The organism is Pseudomonas spartinae, from assembly GCF_965197125.1.
In the GTDB taxonomy this organism is placed as follows: Bacteria; Pseudomonadota; Gammaproteobacteria; order Pseudomonadales; family Pseudomonadaceae; genus Aquipseudomonas; species Aquipseudomonas composti_A.
This window is the reverse complement of record NZ_CBDAMB010000007.1, coordinates 197,755-221,095: the sequence shown is the minus strand read 5'-3', so window position 1 is coordinate 221,095 and position 23,341 is coordinate 197,755. Positions and strand designations below refer to the sequence as shown.

General features: G+C 63.6%; 17 protein-coding genes. 8 read left to right on the top strand and 9 right to left on the bottom strand.

The window, feature by feature from the left end:
* Window positions 1-47: 47 nt before the first annotated feature.
* Genes ACN8M7_RS16825 through ACN8M7_RS16815 form a run of 3 tightly spaced genes read right to left on the bottom strand, consistent with a single transcriptional unit; the run spans window position 48 to window position 2,199 of the window.
* Complete coding sequence (locus ACN8M7_RS16825; RefSeq protein WP_490261519.1) at window positions 48-368, bottom strand: RnfH family protein; 321 nt, start codon at window positions 366-368, stop codon at window positions 48-50.
* Window positions 361-795 (bottom strand): type II toxin-antitoxin system RatA family toxin, encoded by a 435-nt coding sequence (locus ACN8M7_RS16820; protein WP_061240983.1) that lies wholly within the window; start codon window positions 793-795, stop codon window positions 361-363. Before ACN8M7_RS16820 ends, ACN8M7_RS16825 begins: the two co-directional genes overlap by 8 nt.
* Window positions 796-2,199: a sodium-dependent transporter gene (locus ACN8M7_RS16815; protein WP_490261518.1), complete on the bottom strand. Its 1,404-nt coding sequence runs from the start codon at window positions 2,197-2,199 to the stop codon at window positions 796-798. It abuts the gene before it with no gap.
* 128 nt (window positions 2,200-2,327) lie between these two features.
* Between ACN8M7_RS16815 and smpB the strand changes: the two genes are divergently transcribed.
* Entirely contained in the window at window positions 2,328-2,810 is a 483-nt protein-coding gene (gene smpB / locus ACN8M7_RS16810) for an SsrA-binding protein SmpB (RefSeq protein ID WP_037001574.1), read from the top strand.
* 55 nt (window positions 2,811-2,865) lie between these two features.
* Here the strand turns inward: smpB and ACN8M7_RS16805 are convergent, their stop codons facing one another.
* Entirely contained in the window at window positions 2,866-3,633 is a 768-nt protein-coding gene (locus ACN8M7_RS16805) for an FCD domain-containing protein (protein WP_490261517.1), read from the bottom strand.
* Between the two features lie 295 nt (window positions 3,634-3,928).
* On the opposite strand from ACN8M7_RS16805, the gene ACN8M7_RS16800 reads away from it, so the two are divergent.
* The 3 genes from ACN8M7_RS16800 to dld all read left to right on the top strand — a co-directional run bounded on the left by ACN8M7_RS16800 (window position 3,929) and on the right by dld (window position 8,565).
* The gene (locus ACN8M7_RS16800; protein WP_490261516.1) at window positions 3,929-5,623 is read left to right on the top strand and encodes an L-lactate permease; all 1,695 of its coding nucleotides are present in this window, start codon (window positions 3,929-3,931) and stop codon (window positions 5,621-5,623) included.
* A gap of 85 nt (window positions 5,624-5,708) precedes the next feature.
* Window positions 5,709-6,848 carry an FMN-dependent L-lactate dehydrogenase LldD gene (gene lldD, locus ACN8M7_RS16795; RefSeq protein WP_490261515.1) on the top strand — a complete coding sequence of 380 codons (1,140 nt, stop codon included), beginning with the start codon at window positions 5,709-5,711 and terminating at the stop codon, window positions 6,846-6,848.
* A 4-nt stretch (window positions 6,849-6,852) separates the two neighbouring features.
* Window positions 6,853-8,565, top strand: coding sequence for a D-lactate dehydrogenase (gene dld / locus ACN8M7_RS16790; RefSeq protein ID WP_490261514.1), 1,713 nt, complete (start codon window positions 6,853-6,855; stop codon window positions 8,563-8,565).
* Window positions 8,566-8,741: 176 nt separating this feature from the next.
* On the opposite strand, the gene clpB is transcribed toward dld, so the two are convergent.
* The 3 genes from clpB to ACN8M7_RS16775 all read right to left on the bottom strand — a co-directional run bounded on the left by clpB (window position 8,742) and on the right by ACN8M7_RS16775 (window position 12,646).
* A complete protein-coding gene (clpB, locus tag ACN8M7_RS16785; protein ID WP_061240977.1) occupies window positions 8,742-11,306 on the bottom strand; it encodes an ATP-dependent chaperone ClpB in 2,565 nt (854 codons plus the stop codon).
* 189 nt (window positions 11,307-11,495) lie between these two features.
* Complete coding sequence (locus ACN8M7_RS16780) at window positions 11,496-11,981, bottom strand: glutathione peroxidase (protein ID WP_061240976.1); 486 nt, start codon at window positions 11,979-11,981, stop codon at window positions 11,496-11,498.
* Window positions 11,982-12,160: 179 nt separating this feature from the next.
* Entirely contained in the window at window positions 12,161-12,646 is a 486-nt protein-coding gene (locus tag ACN8M7_RS16775; RefSeq protein WP_490261513.1) for an FKBP-type peptidyl-prolyl cis-trans isomerase, read from the bottom strand.
* Between the two features lie 11 nt (window positions 12,647-12,657).
* Between ACN8M7_RS16775 and ACN8M7_RS16770 the strand changes: the two genes are divergently transcribed.
* The 4 genes from ACN8M7_RS16770 to yihG all read left to right on the top strand — a co-directional run bounded on the left by ACN8M7_RS16770 (window position 12,658) and on the right by yihG (window position 17,362).
* The gene (locus tag ACN8M7_RS16770; protein ID WP_082768101.1) at window positions 12,658-12,942 is read left to right on the top strand and encodes a DUF3565 domain-containing protein; all 285 of its coding nucleotides are present in this window, start codon (window positions 12,658-12,660) and stop codon (window positions 12,940-12,942) included.
* Complete coding sequence (locus ACN8M7_RS16765; protein WP_490261512.1) at window positions 12,943-14,127, top strand: acetate kinase; 1,185 nt, start codon at window positions 12,943-12,945, stop codon at window positions 14,125-14,127.
* A gap of 9 nt (window positions 14,128-14,136) precedes the next feature.
* Window positions 14,137-16,227, top strand: coding sequence for a phosphate acetyltransferase (pta, locus tag ACN8M7_RS16760; protein ID WP_490261511.1), 2,091 nt, complete (start codon window positions 14,137-14,139; stop codon window positions 16,225-16,227).
* Window positions 16,228-16,465: 238 nt separating this feature from the next.
* Window positions 16,466-17,362: a 1-acylglycerol-3-phosphate O-acyltransferase, YihG family gene (gene yihG, locus ACN8M7_RS16755; RefSeq protein ID WP_490261510.1), complete on the top strand. Its 897-nt coding sequence runs from the start codon at window positions 16,466-16,468 to the stop codon at window positions 17,360-17,362.
* 15 nt (window positions 17,363-17,377) lie between these two features.
* Here the strand turns inward: yihG and ACN8M7_RS16750 are convergent, their stop codons facing one another.
* Together ACN8M7_RS16750 and ACN8M7_RS16745 are read right to left on the bottom strand one after the other, a co-directional pair.
* Window positions 17,378-19,525, bottom strand: a complete 2,148-nt coding sequence (locus ACN8M7_RS16750) for a putative bifunctional diguanylate cyclase/phosphodiesterase (RefSeq protein ID WP_061241611.1) — start codon at window positions 19,523-19,525, stop codon at window positions 17,378-17,380.
* 45 nt (window positions 19,526-19,570) lie between these two features.
* Window positions 19,571-23,287 carry a response regulator gene (locus ACN8M7_RS16745; protein ID WP_490261509.1) on the bottom strand — a complete coding sequence of 1,239 codons (3,717 nt, stop codon included), beginning with the start codon at window positions 23,285-23,287 and terminating at the stop codon, window positions 19,571-19,573.
* Window positions 23,288-23,341: the final 54 nt, after the last annotated feature.

The following is a 23,341-nucleotide window of genomic DNA, read 5'->3' as shown; positions in this document are numbered from 1 at the left end:
CGGGCTTTTTCGTATCTGCCGCCTGATCAGCCAAACGACGGCAATCATCAGGCGGGTTCTTCGCCCTCTTCCCTGGCCTTGGCTTTGGCCGCTCGCTGCTTGCGCACCTCCTTGGGGTCGGCGATCAGCGGCCGATAGATCTCGACACGCTCGCCCTCCTCCAGCACACGCTCCTCCGGCTTGCCGACCGCCTTGCCGAAAATACCCAGCGGCGCCTGGTTCAGGTCCAGCTCGGGAAAGAACTGCTGCATACCGGAACGCAGCGCAGCCTCACGCACCGTGGTGCCAGCCGGTACGGAAAGACGCAGCAGCTTCTGCCGCTCGGCCAGCGCGTAGACCACCTCGATAACGATACTCGGCTTATCCATACAGCTGCTTGGCTCGCTGGCAGAAGGCGTCGACCATGGTGTTGGTCGCCTGGTTGAACAATGGGCCCAATGTGGCGCGCACCAAAGGCCCGGCATAGTCGAAGGTAAGGTCCAGACTGATCTTGCAGGCCTTGTCACCCAGCGCCTTGAATTCCCACACGCCGTTGAGGCTGGTGAAAGGCCCTTCCTGCAGATTCATCTCGATACGCTGGCCAGGCGTCAGCACATTACGCGTGACGAAACGCTGGCCGATGCTGCCCTTGGCGACTTCGAGGCTGGCCAGCATATGCGTTTCACTGACCTCCAGTACCTCACTGGAGCGGCACCAGGGCAGAAACTGCGGGTAGCTGGCGACATCGTTGACGAGATCAAACAGCGCTTGTGCCGGGTAAGGCAACAACGCCGAGCGCTGGATTCGAGTAGTCATTTACTTGCTCAGCTCCGCGATGAAAACGATCAGTACGCCGATTGGCGCCACGACGCGAATCAGCCAGAGAGACAGATTGAACAGCAGCGGGCTCCTGATGGCCAACTCTTCGCGCACCGCTTCGCGGTTCAGCGCCCAACCGGCGAACATGGCGAACGCCAGGCCACCCAGCGGTAGCAGGATACGGCTGGTGAGGTAATCGATGCTGTCGAAGAAGGTCTTGCCGCCCTCGACGCCCCACTGCAGCAGATGGAAACCGTCCTCGGCGAAGACAAAGAACTTGGCCTCGGCCCACAGGTTGAACGACAGCACCGTGCCCATCCCCATCAGCCAGCAAAACAGCGCCAGCACGGCGGTGACCTTGACGCGACTGCGCCCGGTCTTCTCGACGAAATAGGCAACGGCTGGCTCCAGCATGGAGATCGATGAACTCCAGGCCGCCACGGCCACCAGCACGAAGAAGATCAGGCCCATCACCTGGCCGAAGGCGATGCTGCCGAAGGCGATCGGCAGCGTCACGAACATCAACCCCGGCCCGCCTCCCGGCTCAAGCCCGGCGGCAAACACGATGGGGAACAGCGCCATGCCGGCGGTCAGCGCCACCAGCGTATCGAGCAGGCCGACGGTCAGCACCGTTGCACCAATCGAAGCCTTCTTCGGCATATAGGCGCCGTAGACCATGATCGAACCGACACCGACGCTCAGGGTGAAGAACGCATGGCCCATGGCGGCGAGAATGCCCCCTTGCACCTTGCTCGGATCGAAATGGAAGAGGAAGTCGAAACCTTCGCGAAAATGCCCGGTGCTGAAGCTGTAGCCCAGCAACACCAGCAGCAGCACGAACAGCAGGGGCATCATGATGCGCAGGCTGCGCTCCAGCCCGGCCACCACGCCTTTGGCGATGACGAACGCGGTCCCCAGCATGAACAGGCTGTGCCACAGCGTCAGTCGCCACGGGTCGGCAGTCAGCCCACCGAACGCCGCACCGGCGCCGTCGGCGCTGATGCCGGTGAAGTCGCCACGCCCCATGCTGAGGATGTAGTCCAGCGACCAGCCAGCCACCACGCTGTAGAAGGACAGTATCAGCAGCGCAGCGACCATGCCCATCAGCGCGGCCAGTGACCAGTGTTTCGAGGCGCCGGCCTCCAAGGCCAGGCTCTTCATTGCGTTGACCGGGCTCCGCCGGCCACGGCGGCCGATCAGGGTTTCCGCCAGCATGATCGGCACGCCCACCAGGGCGATGCAGAACAGGTACATGACGACGAACGCACCGCCACCATAGACCCCGGTCATGTACGGGAACTTCCAGATATTGCCGAGGCCTACAGCCGAACCGGTGGCTGCCAGAATGAACACCCAGCGACTGGCCCAGGCACCATGAATTGAAACTTTGTCGCTCGCCATTGCGGCCAAGACCCCAGACTGCGGGAAAAAAGATCGCGCATTGTCGGAGATTAGCTGCACGGGCTCAAGTTTGGCTCGGCAAAGCGCCCATGGCGCAGGCGCGGACGACTCCCTATAATGCGCGCCCTATGGCTAAGCAAAAGAAACATCCCCAAGGCACCATCGCGCTGAACAAGAAGGCGCAGCATGACTATTTCATCGAACACAAGTTCGAGGCCGGCCTGGTGCTGTCCGGCTGGGAAGTGAAGAGTCTGCGTGCCGGCAAGGCACAGCTGGTCGACAGTTACGTGCTGCTCAAGGACGACGAGGCCTGGCTGATGGGTTGCCACATCACGCCACTGAAAACCGCCAGCACTCACGTCATCGCGGACCCGACCCGCACGCGCAAGCTACTGCTGAACAAGCGCGAGCTGGAAAAGCTGTTCGGCTCCGTGCAGCAGAAGGGCTACACCGCCGTAGCGCTGTCGCTGTACTGGAAGCAGCATCTGATCAAGTGCGAGATTGCCCTGGCCAAGGGCAAGAAGGACTTCGACAAGCGTCACACCGAGAAGGAACGTGACGCCGATCGCGAGGTTCAACGCGCGATGCGCAGCAAGGGCAAGGAAGACTAAACGCCCGCTTCACCGCGCAGGCGATGATGCTCGACATGATCGCCTGCGCTGATGTCTAAAGCCCCTGCCTGCGTTGTGCACGCGCCACCCGCTGGGCTTCCAACTGCACTTCCGAGAGCACTTCCTGCACATAGTCGATGTGCTGGTTGGAGAGGTCGCGCGCATCCTCCGCGCGACCTTCGATGATCGCCTCGTACAGCGCCCGGTGCTGGTTGATCAGCATGTCGCGCGTCTCTTCACGCTGCGCGTACATGCCGCCGATATTGGTCACGACGTTGCGCTTGAGCAGGTCGAACAGGCCACGAATGGTGTGCAACAGGACCGCGTTGTGACTGGCCTCGGCAATTGCCAGGTGAAACCGAGCATCCGCCGCGCCCTCTTCGGCGCGGGTCACCTTGCCGACCCGCGCATAGCAATCCTGCAAGGCCTCGAACGCCTCGGCCAGACGCTGGCGGTCGATATCGGTGGCGCGCCTGGCCGCGTAGTAGGCGCAGGAGCCCTCTAGCGTATGGCGGAACTCCAGCAGGTCACGCTGGGCATCTTCCTTGTGCTCCAGCAGCTGCAGCAGCGGGTCGCTGAACGTCGAGCCGAGTGATTCGGCGACGTAGTTACCACCACCCTGACGACTGACCAGCAAGCCCTTGGCTACCAGCTTCTGGATCGCCTCGCGCAAGGATGGACGCGAGACGCCAAACTGCTCGGCCAGCGCACGCTCGGCAGGTAAGCGCTCACCGGCACGCAAGGTGCCTTCGAGAATCATGGTTTCCAGCTGCGCGACGATGTCATCGGAAAGACGCCGCTGCCGAACCAGACCTACTTCCATCGCCCTCATCTCCATTGGTTTGACCAGGCCCAAGGCCTCACAGCGCAAGCCTATAGCGCCCTTCCGTGCCGAACAAGCAAGCACTCTACGACCAAAGTCTTAGCATCTCGATTTGACAGCCCATTGAGCAACTTTTAACCTGAGCCCGCTACTTTGTAAATTGGTATTACCAATTTAACCAACAAGAACAACAATCCATCGAGGTCACGCCATGACAGCCCAACACGCTGCAAGCCTGTTCGATCACGCCTCATCCCTGCCGCGCCAGCCGCGCGCTCGTGTGGAGTAAGCCCCAATGTCCAACGGAATTCTCGCCCTGCTGGCGTTCTCGCCGATTCTGCTTGCTGCCGTTCTACTGATTGGCCTGCGCTGGCCGGCCAAACACGCCATGCCACTGGTCTACCTGGTTACCGCCGCCGTCGGCCTGTTCGCCTGGGACATGAGCTTCAACCGCGTGCTCGCCTCGACCTTGCAAGGCCTGCTGATCACGCTCGGGCTGTTGTGGATCATCTTCGGCGCCATCTTGCTGCTCAACACCCTCAAGCACTCCGGCGGTATCACCGCGATCCGCGCCGGGTTCGCCACTATCAGCCCCGACCGCCGCATCCAGGCAATCATCATCGCCTGGCTGTTCGGCTGCTTCATCGAGGGCGCCTCGGGCTTCGGTACGCCGGCGGCCATCGCAGCGCCGTTGCTGGTCGCCATCGGCTTCCCGGCCATGGCTGCGGTGCTGATGGGCATGCTGGTACAGAGCACGCCGGTATCCTTCGGCGCGGTCGGCACGCCGATCATCGTCGGCGTCAACACCGGCCTCGACACCGCCACAATCGGCGCTCATCTGGTCGAACAAGGCTCGTCCTGGGCGCAGTTCCTGCAGTTGATCACCAGTGAAGTGGCGATCATCCATGCCATCGTCGGCGTGGTCATGCCGACCATCATGGCGATGATGCTGACCCGTTTCTTCGGTCAGGAGAAAAGCTGGAAAGCCGGCTTGGAAGTGCTGCCGTTCGCGATCTTCGCCGGCCTGGCCTTCGTCGTGCCGTACGCCCTCACCGGTGTGTTCCTGGGTCCAGAATTCCCGTCCCTGCTCGGCGGCCTGATCGGCCTGGCCATCGTCACCAGCGCCGCACGTTTCGGATTTCTGGTACCGAAGAAGACCTGGGACTTCGCTCCGGCGGACAAATGGCCGAGCGAATGGTTGGGCACCGTCGAGATGAAGCTGGACGAACTGACCGCCAAGCCGATGAGCGCACTGCGCGCCTGGCTGCCCTATGTTCTGGTCGGCGCGCTGCTGGTGATCAGCCGCGTATTCCCGAGCGTGGGCAGCGCGCTGAAAGCGGTGGTGGTGAACTTCCCCGACCTGCTGGGCGAGGCCGGCGTCAGCGCCAACTTCCAGCCGCTGTATCTGCCAGGCGGCATCCTGGTCGCGGTGGTCCTGGCTACCTTCTTCCTGCATGGCATGAAGGCCCGTGATCTGGGCAAGGCGGTCAAGGAATCCTCCAGCGTGCTGCTCAGCGCCGGCTTCGTGCTGCTGTTCACCGTGCCGATGGTGCGCATCCTGATCAACTCTGGTGTCAATGGTGCCGAGCTGGCCAGCATGCCGATTCTCATGGCCCGCTGGGTGGCCGACAGCGTTGGCGGCATCTACCCGCTGCTGGCACCTAGCATCGGCGCCCTGGGTGCCTTCATCGCTGGCTCCAACACGGTCAGCAACATGATGTTCAGCCAGTTCCAGTTCGGCGTCGCCAGCAGCCTGGGTATTTCCAGCGCGCTGATCGTCGCAGTGCAGGCCGTTGGCGCTGCCGCCGGCAACATGGTGGCGATCCACAACGTCGTCGCGGCTTCGGCCACCGTTGGCCTGCTCGGCCGCGAAGGCAGTACCCTGCGCAAGACCATCTGGCCGACGCTGTACTACGTGCTGTTCACCGGCATCATCGCGCTGGTCGCGATCTACGTGCTGGGCGTCAGCGACCCGCTGGTCGTGCGCTGAACACAACCCGTCGAATGCGCCCCGGCCGAGCCGGGGCTCTTGCCGTCAGGCTACGCTTCCCCTTTTTCAGTAACAGGATGAGCCCATGATCATTTCTGCCTCTACCGACTATCGCGCCGCGGCCCAGCGCAAGCTGCCGCCCTTCCTGTTCCACTATGCCGATGGCGGCGCCTACGCCGAGCACACCCTGCGCCGCAACGTCGCGGACCTGTCGAACATCGAACTGCGCCAGCGCGTGCTGAAGAACATGGCCGAGCTTGACCTGTCCACCGAGCTGTTCGGCGAGAAGATGTCGATGCCGGTCGGCCTGGCCCCGGTCGGCCTGACCGGCATGTTCGCCCGTCGCGGTGAAGTGCAGGCAGCCAAGGCGGCAGCGGCCAAGGGTATTCCCTTCACCCTGTCGACGGTCTCGGTGTGCCCGATCGAGGAAGTGGCGCCGGCCATCGATCGGCCGATGTGGTTCCAGCTCTACGTACTGAAAGACCGTGGTTTCATGAAGAACGCCCTGGAGCGCGCCAAGGCGGCCGGCTGCTCGACCCTGGTGTTCACCGTCGACATGCCCGTGCCTGGCGCACGCTACCGCGACGCCCATTCCGGCATGAGTGGCCCGAACGCCGCACTGCGCCGCATGCTGCAGGCCATGACTCACCCGCAGTGGGCCTGGGACGTCGGCTTGCTGGGCAAGCCGCATGACCTGGGCAATATCTCCGCCTACCGCGGTAACCCGACCGGCCTGGCCGACTACATCGGCTGGCTGGGCGCCAACTTCGACCCGTCGATTTCCTGGAAGGATCTGGAGTGGATCCGCGATTTCTGGGACGGCCCGATGGTGATCAAGGGCATTCTCGACCCGGAAGACGCGCGTGACGCGGTGACCTTCGGCGCCGACGGCCTCATCGTCTCCAACCATGGTGGTCGTCAGCTCGACGGCGTGCTGTCCAGCGCCCGTGCGCTGCCGGCCATTGCCGATGCGGTCAAGGGCGAGCTGAAGATTCTCGCCGACTCCGGCATCCGCACCGGCCTGGACGTGGTGCGCATGCTTGCCCTGGGGGCCGACACAGTGCTGCTCGGCCGCGCCTTCCTCTATGCCCTGGCCGCAGCCGGTGGTGCCGGGGTGAGCAATCTGCTCGACCTGATCGAGAAGGAAATGCGCGTGGCCATGGTCCTGACCGGCGCCAAGTCCATCGCCGAGATCACCCCGGATCTGCTGGTAAAGGAGCGTTGAACCCATGACTGCCGCTGCCTCCACCACCCGCGACTCCCTGCTGGCGCAGATGCGCCAGATCGTCGGCAGCAGCCACGTGCTGACCGACGAACAAGCCACGCGGCGCTTCCGCAAGGGCCACCGCACGGGCGAGGGCAATGTCCTGGCAGTGGTGCGTCCCGCTTCGCTGCTGGAGCAGTGGCGTATCCTGCAGGCGGCAGTAGCGGCCGACCGCATCGTCATCATGCAGGCCGCCAACACCGGCCTGACCGGTGGCTCCACCCCTGACGGCGCCGACTACGACCGCGAGATCGTGCTGATCAGCACCCTGCGTATCACCGGCGTACAGCTGATCAACGATGGCCAGCAGGTGGTGTGCCTGCCCGGCGCCACGCTGGATCGCCTGGAGCAGGCACTGGCGCCGCTGAACCGCGAGCCGCACTCGGTGATCGGCTCATCCTGCATCGGCGCCTCAGTGCTGGGCGGCATCTGCAACAACTCCGGCGGCGCGCTGGTGCGCCGGGGCCCGGCCTACACCGAACTGGCGCTGTATGCGCAGGTGAAGGACGACGGCTCGCTGGAGCTGGTCAACCACCTGGGGATCGAGCTGGGCGATAACCCCGAGGAAATCCTCACCCGCCTGCAGAAAGGCGATTACAGCGCGCAGCAGGTGCACAACGAAGACACCGCCAAGGCCTCCGATGCCCGCTACGGCGAGCACGTGCGCGATGTCGACGCCGACACCCCGGCGCGTTTCAATGCCGACCCGTCGCGCCTGTTCGAAGCCTCCGGCTCGGCCGGCAAGCTGTGCCTGTTCGCCGTGCGTCTGGACACCTTCCCGAAAGAGCCGAGCACGGTGTTCTACATCGGCAGCAACGATCCGCACGACCTGACCGAGGTGCGTCGCCACCTGCTGGCCAGGCTGCCGCGTCTGCCGATTGCCGGGGAGTACATCCACCGCACCGCCTTCGACATCGGCGAGAAGTACGGTAAGGACACCTTCCTGGTGATCGACAGCTTCGGCACGTCCAAGGTGCCGGCTGCCTTCGCCATGAAGAGCCGGGTCGACGGTTTCTTCGAGCGCTTCGGCCTGCGCGGCGTGACCGACAAGGTGATCCAGGCGCTGATGAACCTGCTGCCCAGCCACCTGCCGGCGCGCATGCGCGAGTATCGCGACCGTTTCGAGCACCATCTACTGGTGCGCGTTTCCAACGACACGCTGGAGCAGACTCGCGCCTTCCTCAGCGAGTACTTCGCGAATAGCACCAGCGGCGCCTACTTCGAGTGCGACGCCGAGGAAGGGCGCAAGGCCTTCCTGCACCGCTTCGCCGTGGCCGGCGCCGCGATCCGCTACCGCGAGGCGCACCGCAGCAGCGTCGAGGACATCCTCGCCCTGGACATCGCCCTGCGCCGCAACGACCGCGACTGGGTCGAGACACTGCCGCAGGAGATGGAAGAGCAGATCATCCACAAGCTCTACTACGGGCACTTCTTCTGCCATGTGTTCCATCAGGACTACATCGTCAAGAAGGGTAATGACCCACTCGCCATGGAGCACGCCATGTGGAAGCTGCTGGACGAGCGCCGCGCCGAGTACCCGGCCGAACACAACGTCGGCCATCTGTACGTGGCCAAACCGGCGCTGGCCGGCTTCTACCGCGAACTGGACCCGACCAATACCTTCAACCCCGGTATCGGTCATACCACGAAGAAGAAGCATTGGGGCGATTGCTGCTAGGACGCTGAAGCTTTACGTAGGAGCGGCTTCAGCCGCGAACGAGGAAAATCGCGGCTGAAGCCGCTCCTACACGAGACACGCAGCCCGGATGCAATCCGGGGCCGGCAGAAACCGATGTCCAGCACAAAAACGAAGGCCCGCCAATTGGCGGGCCTTCGTGTCTAAACGGCAAGCGATCAGGCAAAGACGATCTCGTCGCCCGCCACCTTGGCCTTGACCTGCGCCCCCGGTGCGAAATCGCCAGCCAGGATGCGCTGCGCCAGCGGGTTCTCGATCCAGCGCTGGATCGCTCGCTTCAGCGGACGCGCGCCGTACACCGGGTCGTAACCCACGGCGACCAGCTTGTCGAGCGCCTCCGGGGTCAGCTCCAGGCTCAGCTCGCGCTCGGCCAGACGGCCACGCAGACGCTGCAGCTGAATCTCGGCGATGCCGGCGATCTGCTCGCGGCCCAGCGGTTCGAACACCACCACTTCGTCGATGCGGTTGATGAACTCGGGGCGGAAGTGGCTGCTCACCGCATCCATCACTGCCGCGCGCTGCGCTTCCCTGTCACCGACCAGTTCCTGGATCTGCGCCGAGCCCAGGTTGGAGGTCATCACGATCACCGTGTTCTTGAAGTCCACGGTACGCCCGTGGCTGTCGGTCAGGCGGCCGTCTTCGAGCACCTGCAGAAGCACGTTGAACACGTCCGGGTGCGCCTTCTCGACTTCATCCATCAGCACCACCGAATACGGCTTGCGACGCACCGCCTCGGTCAGATAACCGCCCTCTTCATAGCCGACATAGCCGGGCGGCGCGCCAATCAGACGGGCGACGCTGTGCTTCTCCATGAACTCGGACATGTCGATACGCACCAGCGCTTCTTCGGTGTCGAAGAGAAACTCGGCCAGCGCCTTGCACAACTCGGTCTTGCCCACACCGGTCGGGCCGAGAAAGAGGAACGAGCCGCTCGGTCGGTTCGGATCGGCCAACCCGGCACGGGAACGGCGCACGGCGTTGGCCACGGCGACCACGGCTTCGTCCTGACCGATCACCCGCTGGTGCAGCAGACCTTCCATCTTCAGCAGCTTCTCGCGCTCGCCTTCGAGCATCTTGCTCACCGGGATACCGGTCCACTTGGACACGACCTCGGCGATTTCCTCGTCGGTAACCTTGTTGCGCAGCAGCTGGTTCTCGCTCTTGCCGTGCTGGTCGACCATCTGCAGGCTGCGCTCCAGATCGGGAATCACACCGTACTGCAGCTCGGCCATGCGGTTGAGGTCACCCTTGCGCCGCGCCGCTTCCAGCTCCGTCTTGGCCTGCTCGATGCGTTGCTGGATCTGTGCCGAACCCTGCACCTCGGCCTTTTCCGACTTCCAGATCTCATCCAGGTCGGCGTATTCCTTCTCCAGCTTGGCGATGTCTTCTTCCAGCTTGACCAGGCGCTTGCGGGTCGCCTCGTCATCTTCCTTCTTCAGCGCCTCGCGCTCGATCTTCAGCTGGATCAGGCGACGATCCAGGCGATCGAGCGCCTCCGGTTTGGAGTCGATCTCCATGCGGATGCGGCTGGCGGCTTCGTCGATCAGGTCGATGGCCTTGTCCGGCAGCTGGCGGTCGGTGATGTAGCGATGGCTGAGCTTGGCCGCGGCGATGATCGCGCCGTCGGTGATGGTCACCCCGTGGTGCACCTCGTAGCGCTCCTTCAGGCCACGCAGGATGGCAATGGTGTCTTCCTCGCTCGGCTCGTCCACCAGCACTTTCTGGAAGCGGCGCTCCAGCGCGGCATCCTTCTCGATGAACTGGCGGTACTCGTCCAGGGTGGTGGCACCGACGCAATGCAGCTCACCACGGGCCAGGGCCGGCTTGAGCATGTTGCCGGCATCCATGGCGCCCTCGGCCTTGCCAGCGCCGACCATGGTGTGCAACTCGTCGATGAACAGGATGATGCGGCCTTCCTGCTTGCCCAGTTCGTTGAGCACCGCCTTGAGGCGCTCCTCGAACTCGCCGCGGAACTTGGCGCCAGCGATCAGCGAGCCCATGTCCAGCGACAGCAGGCGCTTGTCCTTCAGACCATCGGGTACTTCACCATTGATGATGCGCTGGGCCAGGCCTTCGGCGATGGCGGTCTTGCCGACGCCAGGCTCGCCGATCAGTACCGGGTTATTCTTGGTGCGGCGCTGCAGCACCTGGATGGTGCGGCGGATTTCGTCGTCACGGCCGATCACCGGGTCGAGCTTGCCCTCCTCGGCGCGCTTGGTCAGGTCGACGGTGTACTTGTCCAGCGCCTGGCGCGATTCCTCGACGTTGGGATCGTTGACGGCCTGGCCGCCGCGCAGGTTGGCGATGGCATTTTCCAGGGCCTTCTTCGATACGCCCTGGCCAAGCAGCAATTTGCCCAGTTTGGTGCCCTCGTCCATGGCGGCGAGCAGCACCAGTTCGCTGGAAATGAACTGATCGCCCTTCTGCTGCGCCAGACGGTCAGCCTGGTTGAGCAGACGCGCCAGATCCTGCGACAGATTGATGTCGCCGGTAGGATTCTGCAGCTTGCCGAGCTGATCCAGCTCACGGGTCAGGCCCTGGCGCAGGCTGTTGATGTCGAAGCCCACCTGCATCAGCAGCGGTTTGATCGAGCCGCCCTGCTGCTCCAGCAGCGCCTGCATCAAGTGCAGCGGCTCGATGGCGGCATGATCCATGCCCACGGCCAGGGATTGGGCGTCGGAGAGTGCAAGTTGCAACTTGCTGGTCAAACGATCGATACGCATAAATGTCCTTCCTCCAGAATGGCGGGCCGGGACAACATCCCCGAAACACAAAACCCACCGAGATGCAGACTAGATAAGGACGATTACGCCGTATTCAAGATCGGACGATTTGATCCAGGTCAGTAACACACCCACCTCATCAACCGCCCAGCCAACTGACTAGGCGGCTAACGAGAGACTGACGAGCGCTCAGAGGCCAAGGGCTTTCTCGACCGCCTGGATCAGCGCCGGATCGTCCGGGGTGGTGCGCGGCGAGAAGCGCGCCAACACGCGGCCGTCCTGGCCGACCAGAAACTTCTCGAAGTTCCAGGTGATGTCGCCGGGAAACTCGGCCCCCTCACCCGCCAGCAGCCGATAGAGCGGATGACGAGCGGGGCCATTGACCTCGAGCTTGCTGCCCAACGGAAAGGTCACCCCGTAGTTGAGGCTGCAGAACTCGCGAATTTCCTCCTCGCTGCCAGGCTCCTGACCGGCGAACTGGTTGCATGGCACACCGAGTACGGTGAAACCATTGCCCTTGTACTGCTGATAGAGCTTCTCCAGCCCGGCGTACTGTGGGGTCAGGCCGCATTTTGAAGCGACGTTGACCACCAGCACCACCTGCCCCTTGTAAGGCGCCAGCGGCAGTTCCTGGCCATCCAGCGCACGTAGATTGAGATCGTGAAAGGCACTCATGACGAACTTCCTCAGCGAATTCAGTGCAGCGAGCGCAAGGCCCGGTCAATCGACAAAGCGGCTACCAGCGAGCCAGCCGCCATGCATGAAAAAGGCGCCCTGAGGCGCCTTTATCGCAAGCTTGAGCTTAGCAGCGGTTGCCCCAATCGGAACGACCGCAAGTCGCCTGATAAAGCGACTCAGTGGTGATGACCACCTTCGCCATGGATGTGACCGTGGGCCACTTCTTCCTCACTGGCATCACGCACGGTGATGACCTTGACCTTGAAGTTCAGGCGCTGACCCGCCAGCGGGTGGTTGCCGTCGACGGTCACGTCGTCGCCATCGATGTCGCGGATGGTGACGATCTGCATGCTGCCGTCCGGACCCGAAGCGTGGAACTGCATGCCCACTTCCAGGGTGTCGACACCTTCGAACATGGCGCGGCTCAGGGTGGCGACCAGCTCGGCACTGTATTCGCCGTAGGCTTCTTCGGGCTCGACGGAAACTTCGACTTCGTCACCGGCCTGCTTGCCGACCAGGGCCTTCTCCAGGCCGACGATGATGTTGCCTGCACCATGCAGGTACACCAGCGGCGCGCCGCCAGCGGAACTGTCGATCACCTCGCCGGCATCGTTGGTCAGGGTATAGTCGATGGAGACAGCCTTGTTGGCGGCGATCAGCATGGGAAGACCTTTTGCAAAAGAGAAATGAACGGGGAATTCTAACCAAGCCCGCCCCGGATTGCGACCCGAGCCCAGACAAACGGGCCGTGTGGATCGTTGATTTCCGTCAGGACGAGCATGGCGACTGGGTGGCAGTCTTGTCTTGTGGCCATACTCAGCATATACGCCACCGACCGCCCTGGCAGAATCGCCCCTGGGTACTCGATCCCGAACAGCGCCAAGTCAGGCTGGGCAGCCTCTTCCCCTGTGGCTGGTGCGCCATGGAGCGGTCGCACGATGAATTCAAGGAAGCTTAGATGTCCGCACGCAACATTCTGGTGATCAACTGCGGTAGCTCGTCGATCAAGTTCGCCCTGGTCAACGAGGCGCAGGAAACCTTCATTGTCAGCGGCCTGGCCGAGCGCCTTGGCAGCCCTGAGGCCGTGCTGCACTGGCAGCACGGCCAACACAAGCACAGCCAGGCCCTGCCCAGCGCAGACCATCGCCTGGCGCTGTCACATCTGCTGCCCATCGTGCAGCAGACCGCCGCTGGCGTACTGCATGGCATCGGCCACCGCGTGGTGCATGGCGGCGAACACTTCTCCGGCGCCAGCCGCGTGGATGCTGCGAGCCTGCAGGCGATCCGCCAGGTCGCGCCACTGGCACCGCTGCACAACCCGGCCAACCTGCTCGGCATCGAAGCGGCGATGAAGCTGTTCCCGGATCTGATGCAGGTGGCAGTGTTCGACACGGCCTTCCACCAGAGCCTGCCGGAGCACGCCTACCGCTACGCCGTGCCCCAGGCGCTGTACGCCGAACACGGCGTACGTCGCTACGGTTTCCATGGCACCAGCCATCGTTACGTCAGCCGTAAGGCGGCACAGATGAGCGGCCTGGCATTCGACGCCAGTAGCTGGCTGGTCGCCCACCTGGGCAATGGCAGTTCCACTTGCGCGGTGGAGAACGGCCGCAGCCGCGACACCAGCATGGGCCTGACCCCACTCGAAGGCCTGGTGATGGGCACCCGCAGCGGCGATGTCGACCCCAACCTGCACAGCCACCTGGCCCGGACCCTGGGCTGGAGCCTGGAGCGGATCGATAGCATGCTCAACAAGGACAGCGGCCTGCTCGGCCTGTCCGGCTTGTCCAACGACATGCGTACACTGGAACAGGCTCGGGAACAGGGTCACGCCGGCGCCACCCTGGCCATCGAGGTCTTCTGCTATCGCCTGGCCAAGTCTCTGGCGGCGATGAGCTGCGCGCTGCGCCGCCTCGACGGTCTGATCTTCACCGGCGGTATCGGCGAGAACTCGGCGCTGATCCGCAGCAAGACCCTGGATCACCTCGGCCTGCTTGGGCTGCAACTGGATGCCCAGGCCAACGCACGCTGCGTGCGCGGCGTTGCCGGTGCCATTCACGCCGACGGCCACACCCGCGTGCTGGTGGTGCCGACCAATGAAGAGCGGCAGATCGCCCTCGATACCCTTGCCCTGCTCGACTGAGGCTTTTTCATGCATACCTTCTTCATCGCCCCCACCGGTTTCGGTGTCGGCCTTACCTCCATCAGCCTCGGCCTGGTCGGTGCGCTTGAGCGCAGCGGCCTCAAGGTCGGTTTCTTCAAGCCCATCGCCCAACCACATGCCGGCGACCTCGGCCCGGAGCGCTCCAGTGAACTGGTCGCCCGTACCCACGGCCTGAACTCGCCCAAGCCGCTACCGCTCAGCCATGTCGAGCGCATGCTCGGTGACGGCCAGCTGGATGAGCTACTGGAAGAGATCATCAGCCTTTATCAGCAAGCCGCAGTCGACAAGGACGTGGTCATCGTCGAAGGCATGGTGCCGACACGCCATGCCAGCTACGCCGCGCGGGTCAACCTGCACCTGGCCAAGAGCCTGGATGCCGACGTGATTCTGGTCAGCGCCCCGGAAGACGAGAACCTCACCGAGCTGTGCGACCGTATCGAGATCCAGGCCCAGCAGTTCGGTGGGCCAAAAGATACCAAGGTGCTCGGCGTGATCCTCAACAAGGTGCGCAGCGAGGATGGCATCGAAGCCTTCACCACGCGCCTGGGTGAGATCTCGCCGCTGCTCAAGAGCGATGATTTCCGCCTGCTCGGTTGCATCCCCTGGCTCGATGAGCTGAACGCCCCGCGCACCAAGGACGTCGCCGAACTGCTCGGGGCACGCATCCTCAACGCCGGCGACTACGAGCAGCGGCGCATGATGAAGATCGTGCTCTGTGCCCGCGCCGTGGCCAACAGCGTGCAGTTGCTCAAGCCCGGCACCCTGGTGGTGACACCGGGTGATCGCGACGACATCATCCTCTCCGCCTGCCTGGCAGCGATGAATGGCGTGCCGCTGGCGGGCCTGCTGCTGTGCAGCGACTTCGCTCCCGACCCACGCATCATGGAGCTGTGCCAGGGCGCCCTGGCCAGCGGCCTGCCGGTGATGACGGTAGCCACTGGCTCCTACGACACCGCCACGCACCTCAACCGCCTGAACAAGGAAATCCCGCTGGATGACCGCGAGCGCGCGGAGAAGGTCTCCGACTTCGTGGCTGGGCATATCGACCACGACTGGCTGAGCGCACGCTGCGGCACACCGCGCGAACTGCGCCTGTCGCCGCCAGCCTTCCGCTACCAACTGGTGCAGCGCGCCAAGGCCGCCGGCAAGCGCATCGTCCTGCCCGAAGGGGCCGAGCCACGCACCGTGCAGGCCGCCGCTATCTGCCAGGCACGCGGCATCGCCCGCTGCGTTCTGCTGGCCAAGCCGGACGAAGTGCAGGCCGTGGCGCGCGCGCAAGGCATCGAATTGCCGGATGGCCTGGAGATCCTAGACCCGGACCTGATTCGCGGACGCTACATCGAGCCGATGGTCGAACTGCGCAAGGGCAAGGGCCTCAATGCGCCGATGGCAGAGGCACAACTGGAAGACACCGTGGTGCTCGGCACCATGATGCTCGCTCTGGACGAGGTGGACGGCCTGGTCTCCGGCGCCATCCACACCACCGCCAACACCATTCGCCCGGCCCTGCAGTTGATCAAGACCGCGCCTGGCTACAACCTGGTGTCCTCGGTGTTCTTCATGCTGCTGCCGGATCAGGTGCTGGTCTACGGCGACTGCGCGGTGAACCCGGACCCGAACGCCGAACAACTGGCGGAAATCGCCCTGCAAAGCGCCAAGTCTGCGCAGGCCTTCGGCATCCCGCCGCGCGTGGCGATGATCAGCTACTCCACCGGTGACTCCGGCAGTGGCGAGGAGGTGGAAAAAGTTCGCACCGCGACCCGCCTGGCCCGTGACAAACGCCCCGACCTGCTGCTCGACGGCCCGTTGCAGTACGACGCCGCCGCCATCGAGAGCGTGGGCCGGCAGAAGGCACCGAACAGCCCGGTGGCAGGCCGGGCCACGGTGTTCGTATTCCCCGACCTGAACACCGGCAACACCACCTACAAAGCCGTACAGCGCAGCGCCGACTGCATCAGCGTCGGGCCGATGCTGCAAGGTCTGCGCAAGCCGGTGAACGATCTGTCGCGCGGCGCGCTGGTCGATGACATCGTCTTCACCATCGCGCTGACGGCGATCCAGGCAGCCGATCACGACTGAACAGCCAAGGCAACCGTGCGTACCCGACAAGGGCGCGCACGGCCTGGTTTACCGCCTGGGAGAGAACCTCAGGGTCACTGCTGGCACTTGCAGGTCAGTGCACAACCGTTAACCTTGGCGCCGAACCAGCTCGCTGCACGGAACGCCGCAGCTCTTTCGACTGATACGGGGCGCAGAGAAAGCCCCTTTCTCAGGCTGCCCGCCGCGCGTGCAGCCTGCCTACGGAGGCGTTCGCCCGATGTTGCACTTTCTTCCCGCGCCGCTGCGCGGCCTGATCGCGAGCCTGTTGCTGGCGCTCAACACCCTGTTCTGGTGCTGGCCGCTGTTCTTCGTCGCCCTGCTCAAACTGCTGCTGCCGTTCGCCCCTATCCAGCGCGCGCTGCGTTTCGTCATGCACGGCATTGCCGAAAGCTGGATAGGCGTCAACAAATTCTGGATGGGCCTGGTCGGCACCATCGAATGGAAGGTCGAGGGCCTGGAGCCTTTCGACACGCAGCACTCCTATCTGGTGACCAGCAACCACCAGAGCTGGGTGGACATTCTGGTGCTGCAGCACCTGCTCAACCGCCGCATGCCGCTGCTGAAGTTCTTCCTCAAGCAGGAACTGATCTGGGTGCCGGTGATCGGCCTGTGCTGGTGGGCGCTGGAGTTTCCCTTCATGAAGCGCTTCAGCAAGGAATACCTGGCCAAGTACCCGGAAAAGCGCGGCCAGGACCTGGCCACTACGCGCAAGGCCTGCGCGCGCTACAAGACCAACCCGGTGGCGGTATTCAACTTTCTCGAAGGCACCCGCCTGACGCCGGCCAAACATGCGCAGCAGAAATCGCCGTTCAAGTACCTGCTCAAGCCCAAGGCTGGCGGCATCGCCTTCGTGCTCGATGCCATGGGTGAGCAGTTGCACGCCATCGTCAATGTCACCATTCACTATCCGCATGGCGTGCCGGGGTTCTGGGACCTGCTCAGCGGTCGTCTGGATGCCGTGCAGGTGCGCTTCAGACAGGTCGACATTCCGCGCGAATTCATCGGCCGCAACTACGACCAGGACGAGGACTATCGCCTGGCCTTCCAGCAGTGGGTCAACCGTTTGTGGGAAGAGAAGGACGCCGAGCTGGCCTGCCTGCACCAGCAAGCCTGAAGCGTAACTGGCGCATCACTCACCACGCGGCAGGGGCACCTTGCTCCAGTCCAGCAGCGCCGGCACCTGCATGGCGCTGCTGGCCGGCACACCCGGCGCCACCAGAAAGCCCTGCATGATGTTGCAGTGGTGCTGCGTCAACCACTCGCGCTGCTCCTGAGTCTCGACGCCTTCGGCGATGACCTCCAGGCCGAGGTGGCGCCCCAGATCGATGATGGTGCTGACCACCGCCGCATCGCGCGGTGAGTCGAGCATGTTGGCGATGAACAGGCGGTCGATCTTCAGCGTATCCAGCTCGAAATGACGCAGATACGCCAGTGACGAATAGCCGGTGCCGAAGTCGTCGATGGCGATCTTCACCCCCAACTCACGCAACTGACGCAGCTGCGCCTGGGTCAGTTCCAGGTCCTGCATCAGGGCGCTCTCGGTCACCTCCACTTCCAGCTGGCTGGGTTTGAGGCCGTGCATGGCCAGTACGCGCTGCAGGTCGGTCACCAGCTGCGGCATGCCGAACTGTACCGGGCTGACGTTGAGGCTGAGCACCATGTCCTCGCCGAACTGCTGCTTGAAAACGGCCAGTTGCCTGGCGCCCTCGCGAAAGATCCACTCACCGAGGCGGTTGATCAGACGGGTTTCTTCGAGCAGCGGGATGAACACGTTCGGCGCCACGATACCGGCGACCCGATGCTGCCAGCGCAGCAAGGCCTCGAAACCACGCAGGCGCCCGGTCTCCAGCTGGAACTGTGGTTGATAGACCAGCACGAAGTCGTCGTTCTCGATGGCGTGACGCAGGCTTTCCTCGAGCATCAGCCGTGAACGCGCACGACCGTTCATTTCTGGCGAGAAGAAACGGTACTGCTGGCGACCGGCACGCTTGGCCTCGTACATCGCCATGTCGGCGGAGCGCAGCAGGCCCTCGACGCTCTGCCCGCATTCGGGGAAGCAGGCGATGCCGACACTGGCGCCCAAGGTGAAATCCACGCCATCGAGGGTGTGGCGCACCGAGACCAGTTCGATCAGTTTCTCCGCAACCTTGGCGGCATCCTCGGGATGACCGAGGTTGTCCAGCAACGCGGTGAACTCGTCACCGCCAATACGGGCCAGGCTGTCATAGGGACGCAAGCAGGCCTTGAGCTGCTCGCCCACACGACGCAGCAATTGGTCGCCGACATCGTGGCCAAGCGAGTCGTTGATGCGCTTGAACCCGTCCAGATCCAGATACAGCACAGCCACCCGCTGGCCGCTGCGCTCGATACGCGCCAGCGCCGACGCCAGCGCCTGGTGAAAGCCGCGCCGATTGAGCAGCCCCGTCAGCGAGTCGGTCACCGCCTGCGACTCCAGCTGCGCGTGCAGGTTGCGCACCACCGACATGTCCAGGGCGATCACCACCATGGCGTGCTGTTGCCGGGGCAGCGGCGAACAGGACAGCGCCACTGGCAGGCAACCACCCTTGAGCGTGCGCATCATCGCCTCGTGTACGCGGTAGGTCGCCTCACGCCTGAAGTGCAGGTAGAACTCGGACTGCTGCCAGCCACCCTCGCTAGCCGGATTCTTGAGGAAGGACAACAGGTCGGAGCCCTCCAGATCCGCGACCTCGCCATCGAGCATGTGCGCCATGGCGGGGTTGGCGAACTGGATACGGCCGTCCTCGCCGACCACCAGGATGCCCTCGGCGGCGTTGTCCAGCACCGATGCATTGAACGCCCTGGCGCGCTCGAGCTGCTGCGACAGCACCTGCAGCTCACAGCGATTGTGCTCATGCTCCAACAGGCTCTGGATCTTGTGCCGCAGCACACTGGGATCGAACGGCTTGAGCACGAAGTCCACCGCGCCCGTGCTGTAGCCGCGCAGCACGGCGTCGTGGGTCTGTGCGATGGCAGAAACGAAGATGATCGGCGTCAGCCGCGTGCGCGGATTGCCGCGCATCAGGCGGGCGACCTCGAAACCATCCATGCCGGGCATCTGCACGTCGAGCAGCACCAGCCCGACGTCCTCTTCGAGCAGACAACGCAGGGCCTCTTCACCGGAACTGGCACAGCGCAACTGCCATTCACCATCCTCGAGCAGCGCCTGCATGGCCTCGAGGTTCTCCATTCGATCATCCACCACCAGCAGAACCTGCCTGGCGGGCACGATGGCATTCTTGTTCTGCGCCTGGGCCATCATCACTCCTCTATCCATATGCCCTTGTCCCACTCACTCCTGCCATCAGGTTAGTCCATCACCGGAAGAAGACATGACCGGCATGCTCAGCCAGCGCTCCAGCAGTGCCAGCAGCTCATCGCGCTGGATCGGCTTGGCCATGTAGTCGTCCGCGCCTGCCGTGATGCATTTCTCGCGATCGCCCTTCATGGCATGGGCGGTGAGCGCGATGATGGGGATCATGCACGCATGCTCCTGCTTGAGCAGGCGCGTGGCGGTATAGCCGTCCATGTTGGGCATGGCCATGTCCATCAGGATCAGATCAAATGGATCACTCTGATAGGCGGCGATGGCCTCGATGCCGTCCGTGGCGGAGCTGACGTGCAGCCCCACTTCATCCAGCAGTGCCGTCAGCGCGTAGACGTTACGTACGTCGTCATCCACCAGCAGGATGCGCTTGCCCTCCAGCGGATTGAGCCGCAAGTGCGCCGCCTGCGGCGCACGCACGTCACCGAGAAAACCCTGCACCGCCTTGCACAGTGCATCGGTGTCGTCGCCATGCTTGCGCACCACCACGGCGCTGTAGCGGCGCAAACGCTGCAAGGTCTGCTGAGTGACATCGACGCCGGTGTTGATCACCACACGCGTGCCCTGCAACTGGCGTAGCTGATTGAGGCTGTCGAGCAGCGCGAAACCGTCCAGATCGGGCAGGTCCAGATCGATCACCAGTGCGCAGAACTGTCCCTGCGCATAAGCCGCGCGAGCCTGCTCGCCATCGGCGCAGGCAGTGACCTGAAAGCCCAGCTCCGTCAGTTGTTGACGATAGTGCTCACGCTCGGCCTCGACATCCTCTACTAGCAGCAGAGCCCTATCCTGCTGCGCGCCATGCTGCAGCTCGACGAACACCTGCTCCAACTCGTCGCGGCCGATGGGTTTGACCAGGTAGCGCGTGCCATCATCGTTCCAGCCCGCCGGCTGTGGCACGCAGGAAATGATGTGCACCGGTGTGTGCCGGTGGGTCGGCTGGGCCCGTAGACGGCGAAACAGCTGCCAGCCGCTGAGATCGGGGAGCAGGATGTCGAGGATCACCGCGTTGAACGACTCCTGCTGCAGCAGCCCCAACGCCTGCAACCCGGTACGACAGTGCACGCTGGAAAAACCATGGGCGTGGGCTTCTTCGGCGATCACCGCGGCAAAATTGGCATCGTCTTCGATGATCAGCAGCGGCGGTCCATCCCCGGCACGCTGCGGCCCCTGGACCGGCGCCTCGACGCTGATCGAAGCGGCCTGAACCGGCAGACGGACGGTAAAGGTGGAGCCCTGTCCGGGCGCACTTTGCAAGGTGATATCGCCATCCAGCGCCAGCACCAGCTGCCGGGTGATGGCCAGCCCTAGCCCGGTGCCGCCGAAGCGCCGACTGGTGGAACCGTCGATCTGCTGGAAGGCCTGGAACACCTGTTCATGTTGCGCGGGATCGATGCCGATACCGGTGTCACGCACGCTGAAACTCAGCAGCTCACGCTCATCCTCCTGTCGCCCCTCACTGCTGACGGTCAGAGCGACCTCGCCCTGATCGGTGAACTTCAACGCGTTCGACAACAGGTTGCGCAGGATCTGATGCAGGCGCACACGGTCGGTGTGAATCACGCGCGGCACGCCGGCTTCCAGCTGGGTGTGCAGACGCAGGCCCTTGAGTTCGGCCATCGGGCGCAGGCTGGCATCCAGTTCCACCAGCACGTCCTGCATGTTGATCGCCTCGAGCTTGAGCTGCATGCGCCCGGACTCGACCTTGGCCAGGTCCAGTACGTCGTTGATCAACTGCAGCAGGTCGCAGCCGGCGCGATGCACGATATCCGCGTGCTTGGTCTGCTTCTCGGTGAGATTACCGGCCAGGTTCTGCCGTAACTGATCGCTGAGAATCAGGATGCTGTTGAGCGGCGTACGCAGCTCGTGGGACATGTTGGCCAGGAACTCTGACTTGTAACGGTTGGCCAACAACAGTTGCTCGGCCTGCTCGCGCAATTTCTGCTCGGCCGCCTTGCGTTCGCTGATGTCGATGATCACCGCCTGCACCAGGTTCTCGTCGCCACTGCGAATCGGCGACAGCCCTACCTCCAACGGAATCAGACGTCCTTCGCGATGCTGGCCAAACAGTTCACGATTACCGCCCATGCGGCGTTGCTCGGGCATCGCCTGATAGCCACGACGCATCGCCACATGGCTGCCACGCTGCGCTGCGGGCAGCAACATTTCGACAGGCTCGTCGAGCAGCATCTGACGCTCGTAGCCGAACAGCAGCTCGGTCTGCCGATTGACCATGGCAATACGTCCCAGGCCATCGACCAGCACGATGGCATTGGGCGAGGCTTCGACCACCAGCCTGAAGCGCTCCTCGGCTACCTTGCGCGCACGCAGGTCGACCAGATTGATCAAATAGCTGCTGCCTTCATGCAGTGGATTGAGGCTGATGCCGACCGGAATCGACTCGCCGCGCAATGTACGCACCATACGTTCGTCGCTTTCGGCCAGTTGCTCCTGCAGATCTTTCGGTGACTCGATATTGGGCAGCACGCGCAGTACAGACTCCCCCGGCAAAGCATTGAGCGGGCAGTCGAGCAGCTCGGCGGCGCTGCGATTGGCCATCTCGATACGGCCCTTGTCGTCGCACAGCAGAGTCGCGACCGGCAGCCGCTCGACCAGCAAACGAAAGCGCTCTTCACGCTCGCTCAGGGCCACCGCAGCCCGCTCACTGATCTGCAGCTTGCGATCACGCTGATAGAGAAAACCGCCGACCAGCGTCGACAGCAACAACGCTGCGGCCAACCCGGCCCAAAGTCCGAGCGTGCCGGTGCGATCGGTCAGGTTTCGTTCGTACTCGGGCGTACCGATGACCTCGAGCGCCCAGGTGCGCCCGTAGAGCGGCAATTGCTGCTGACTGCGAAAACGCGGGTGCCAGCCGTTGGCCTGAGTTTCGCCACTGAGCAATTGCAGATCGGTGGCCTGCGGATCTTTCAGGATGATGTCGAACAAGCGGGTCTGGGAGCCGAGTATCCCGTCCATGAGGTCCTGACTGCGGAATCCGCCATGCACCATCCCCAGCAACGCCGCCCGGCGCTGCTCGGCCGTATTGACGGGCAATCCTGGGCGGAATACCGGCAAGTAGAGCAGCACGCCGGACTGGACGTTGACATCCACCTCCTGGCGCAGGATCAAAGGCCCACTCAGACTGGCATCACCGGTATCGATGCTGCGTTCGATGGCGGCTCGCCGCACGGCCTCACTGAGCATGTCGAAACCGAGTACGCGGCGGTTGCGCCAGTCCAGCGGACTGACGTAATCGATCGGCAGATAGTGCTCGCGCTCACCTGTTGGAAATATCTGATAGTCGGAGCGACCATCGGCCCTCAACTCATCGGCAAAGTCAGCGAGCTGCTCGGGTGACAGATAACGCGACCAGGCCACCGCCTGGATACCGGGATAGCGCTCCTGCAGTTGCAGTTGATCGATGGCCCGGTCCCATTCGGCGAGCGAGACATGGTCACTGCCGATCATGAGCCCGGACACGCCACGCAAGACCATCTCGTATGCGCGCATACGCGCCAGCACACGCTGGCCGATCTCCTGTGACTGCTGCTGGAACTGCCTCTGACTGTCTTCCCGCTCACGATCCTGCAGGGTGTCCCACTGCCAGAAAATCAATCCGCCCAGCCCAAGCAACAGGCCAAGTGCAGCCAGTAACGGCGTCCAGGGCCTTGGCGGCAGCTCGACAGCTCTGTCTTCCATTCGCTCTCCTTCGGTCATCCAGAACCAACGCGCGCGGGCACCCCGCACGCGGAC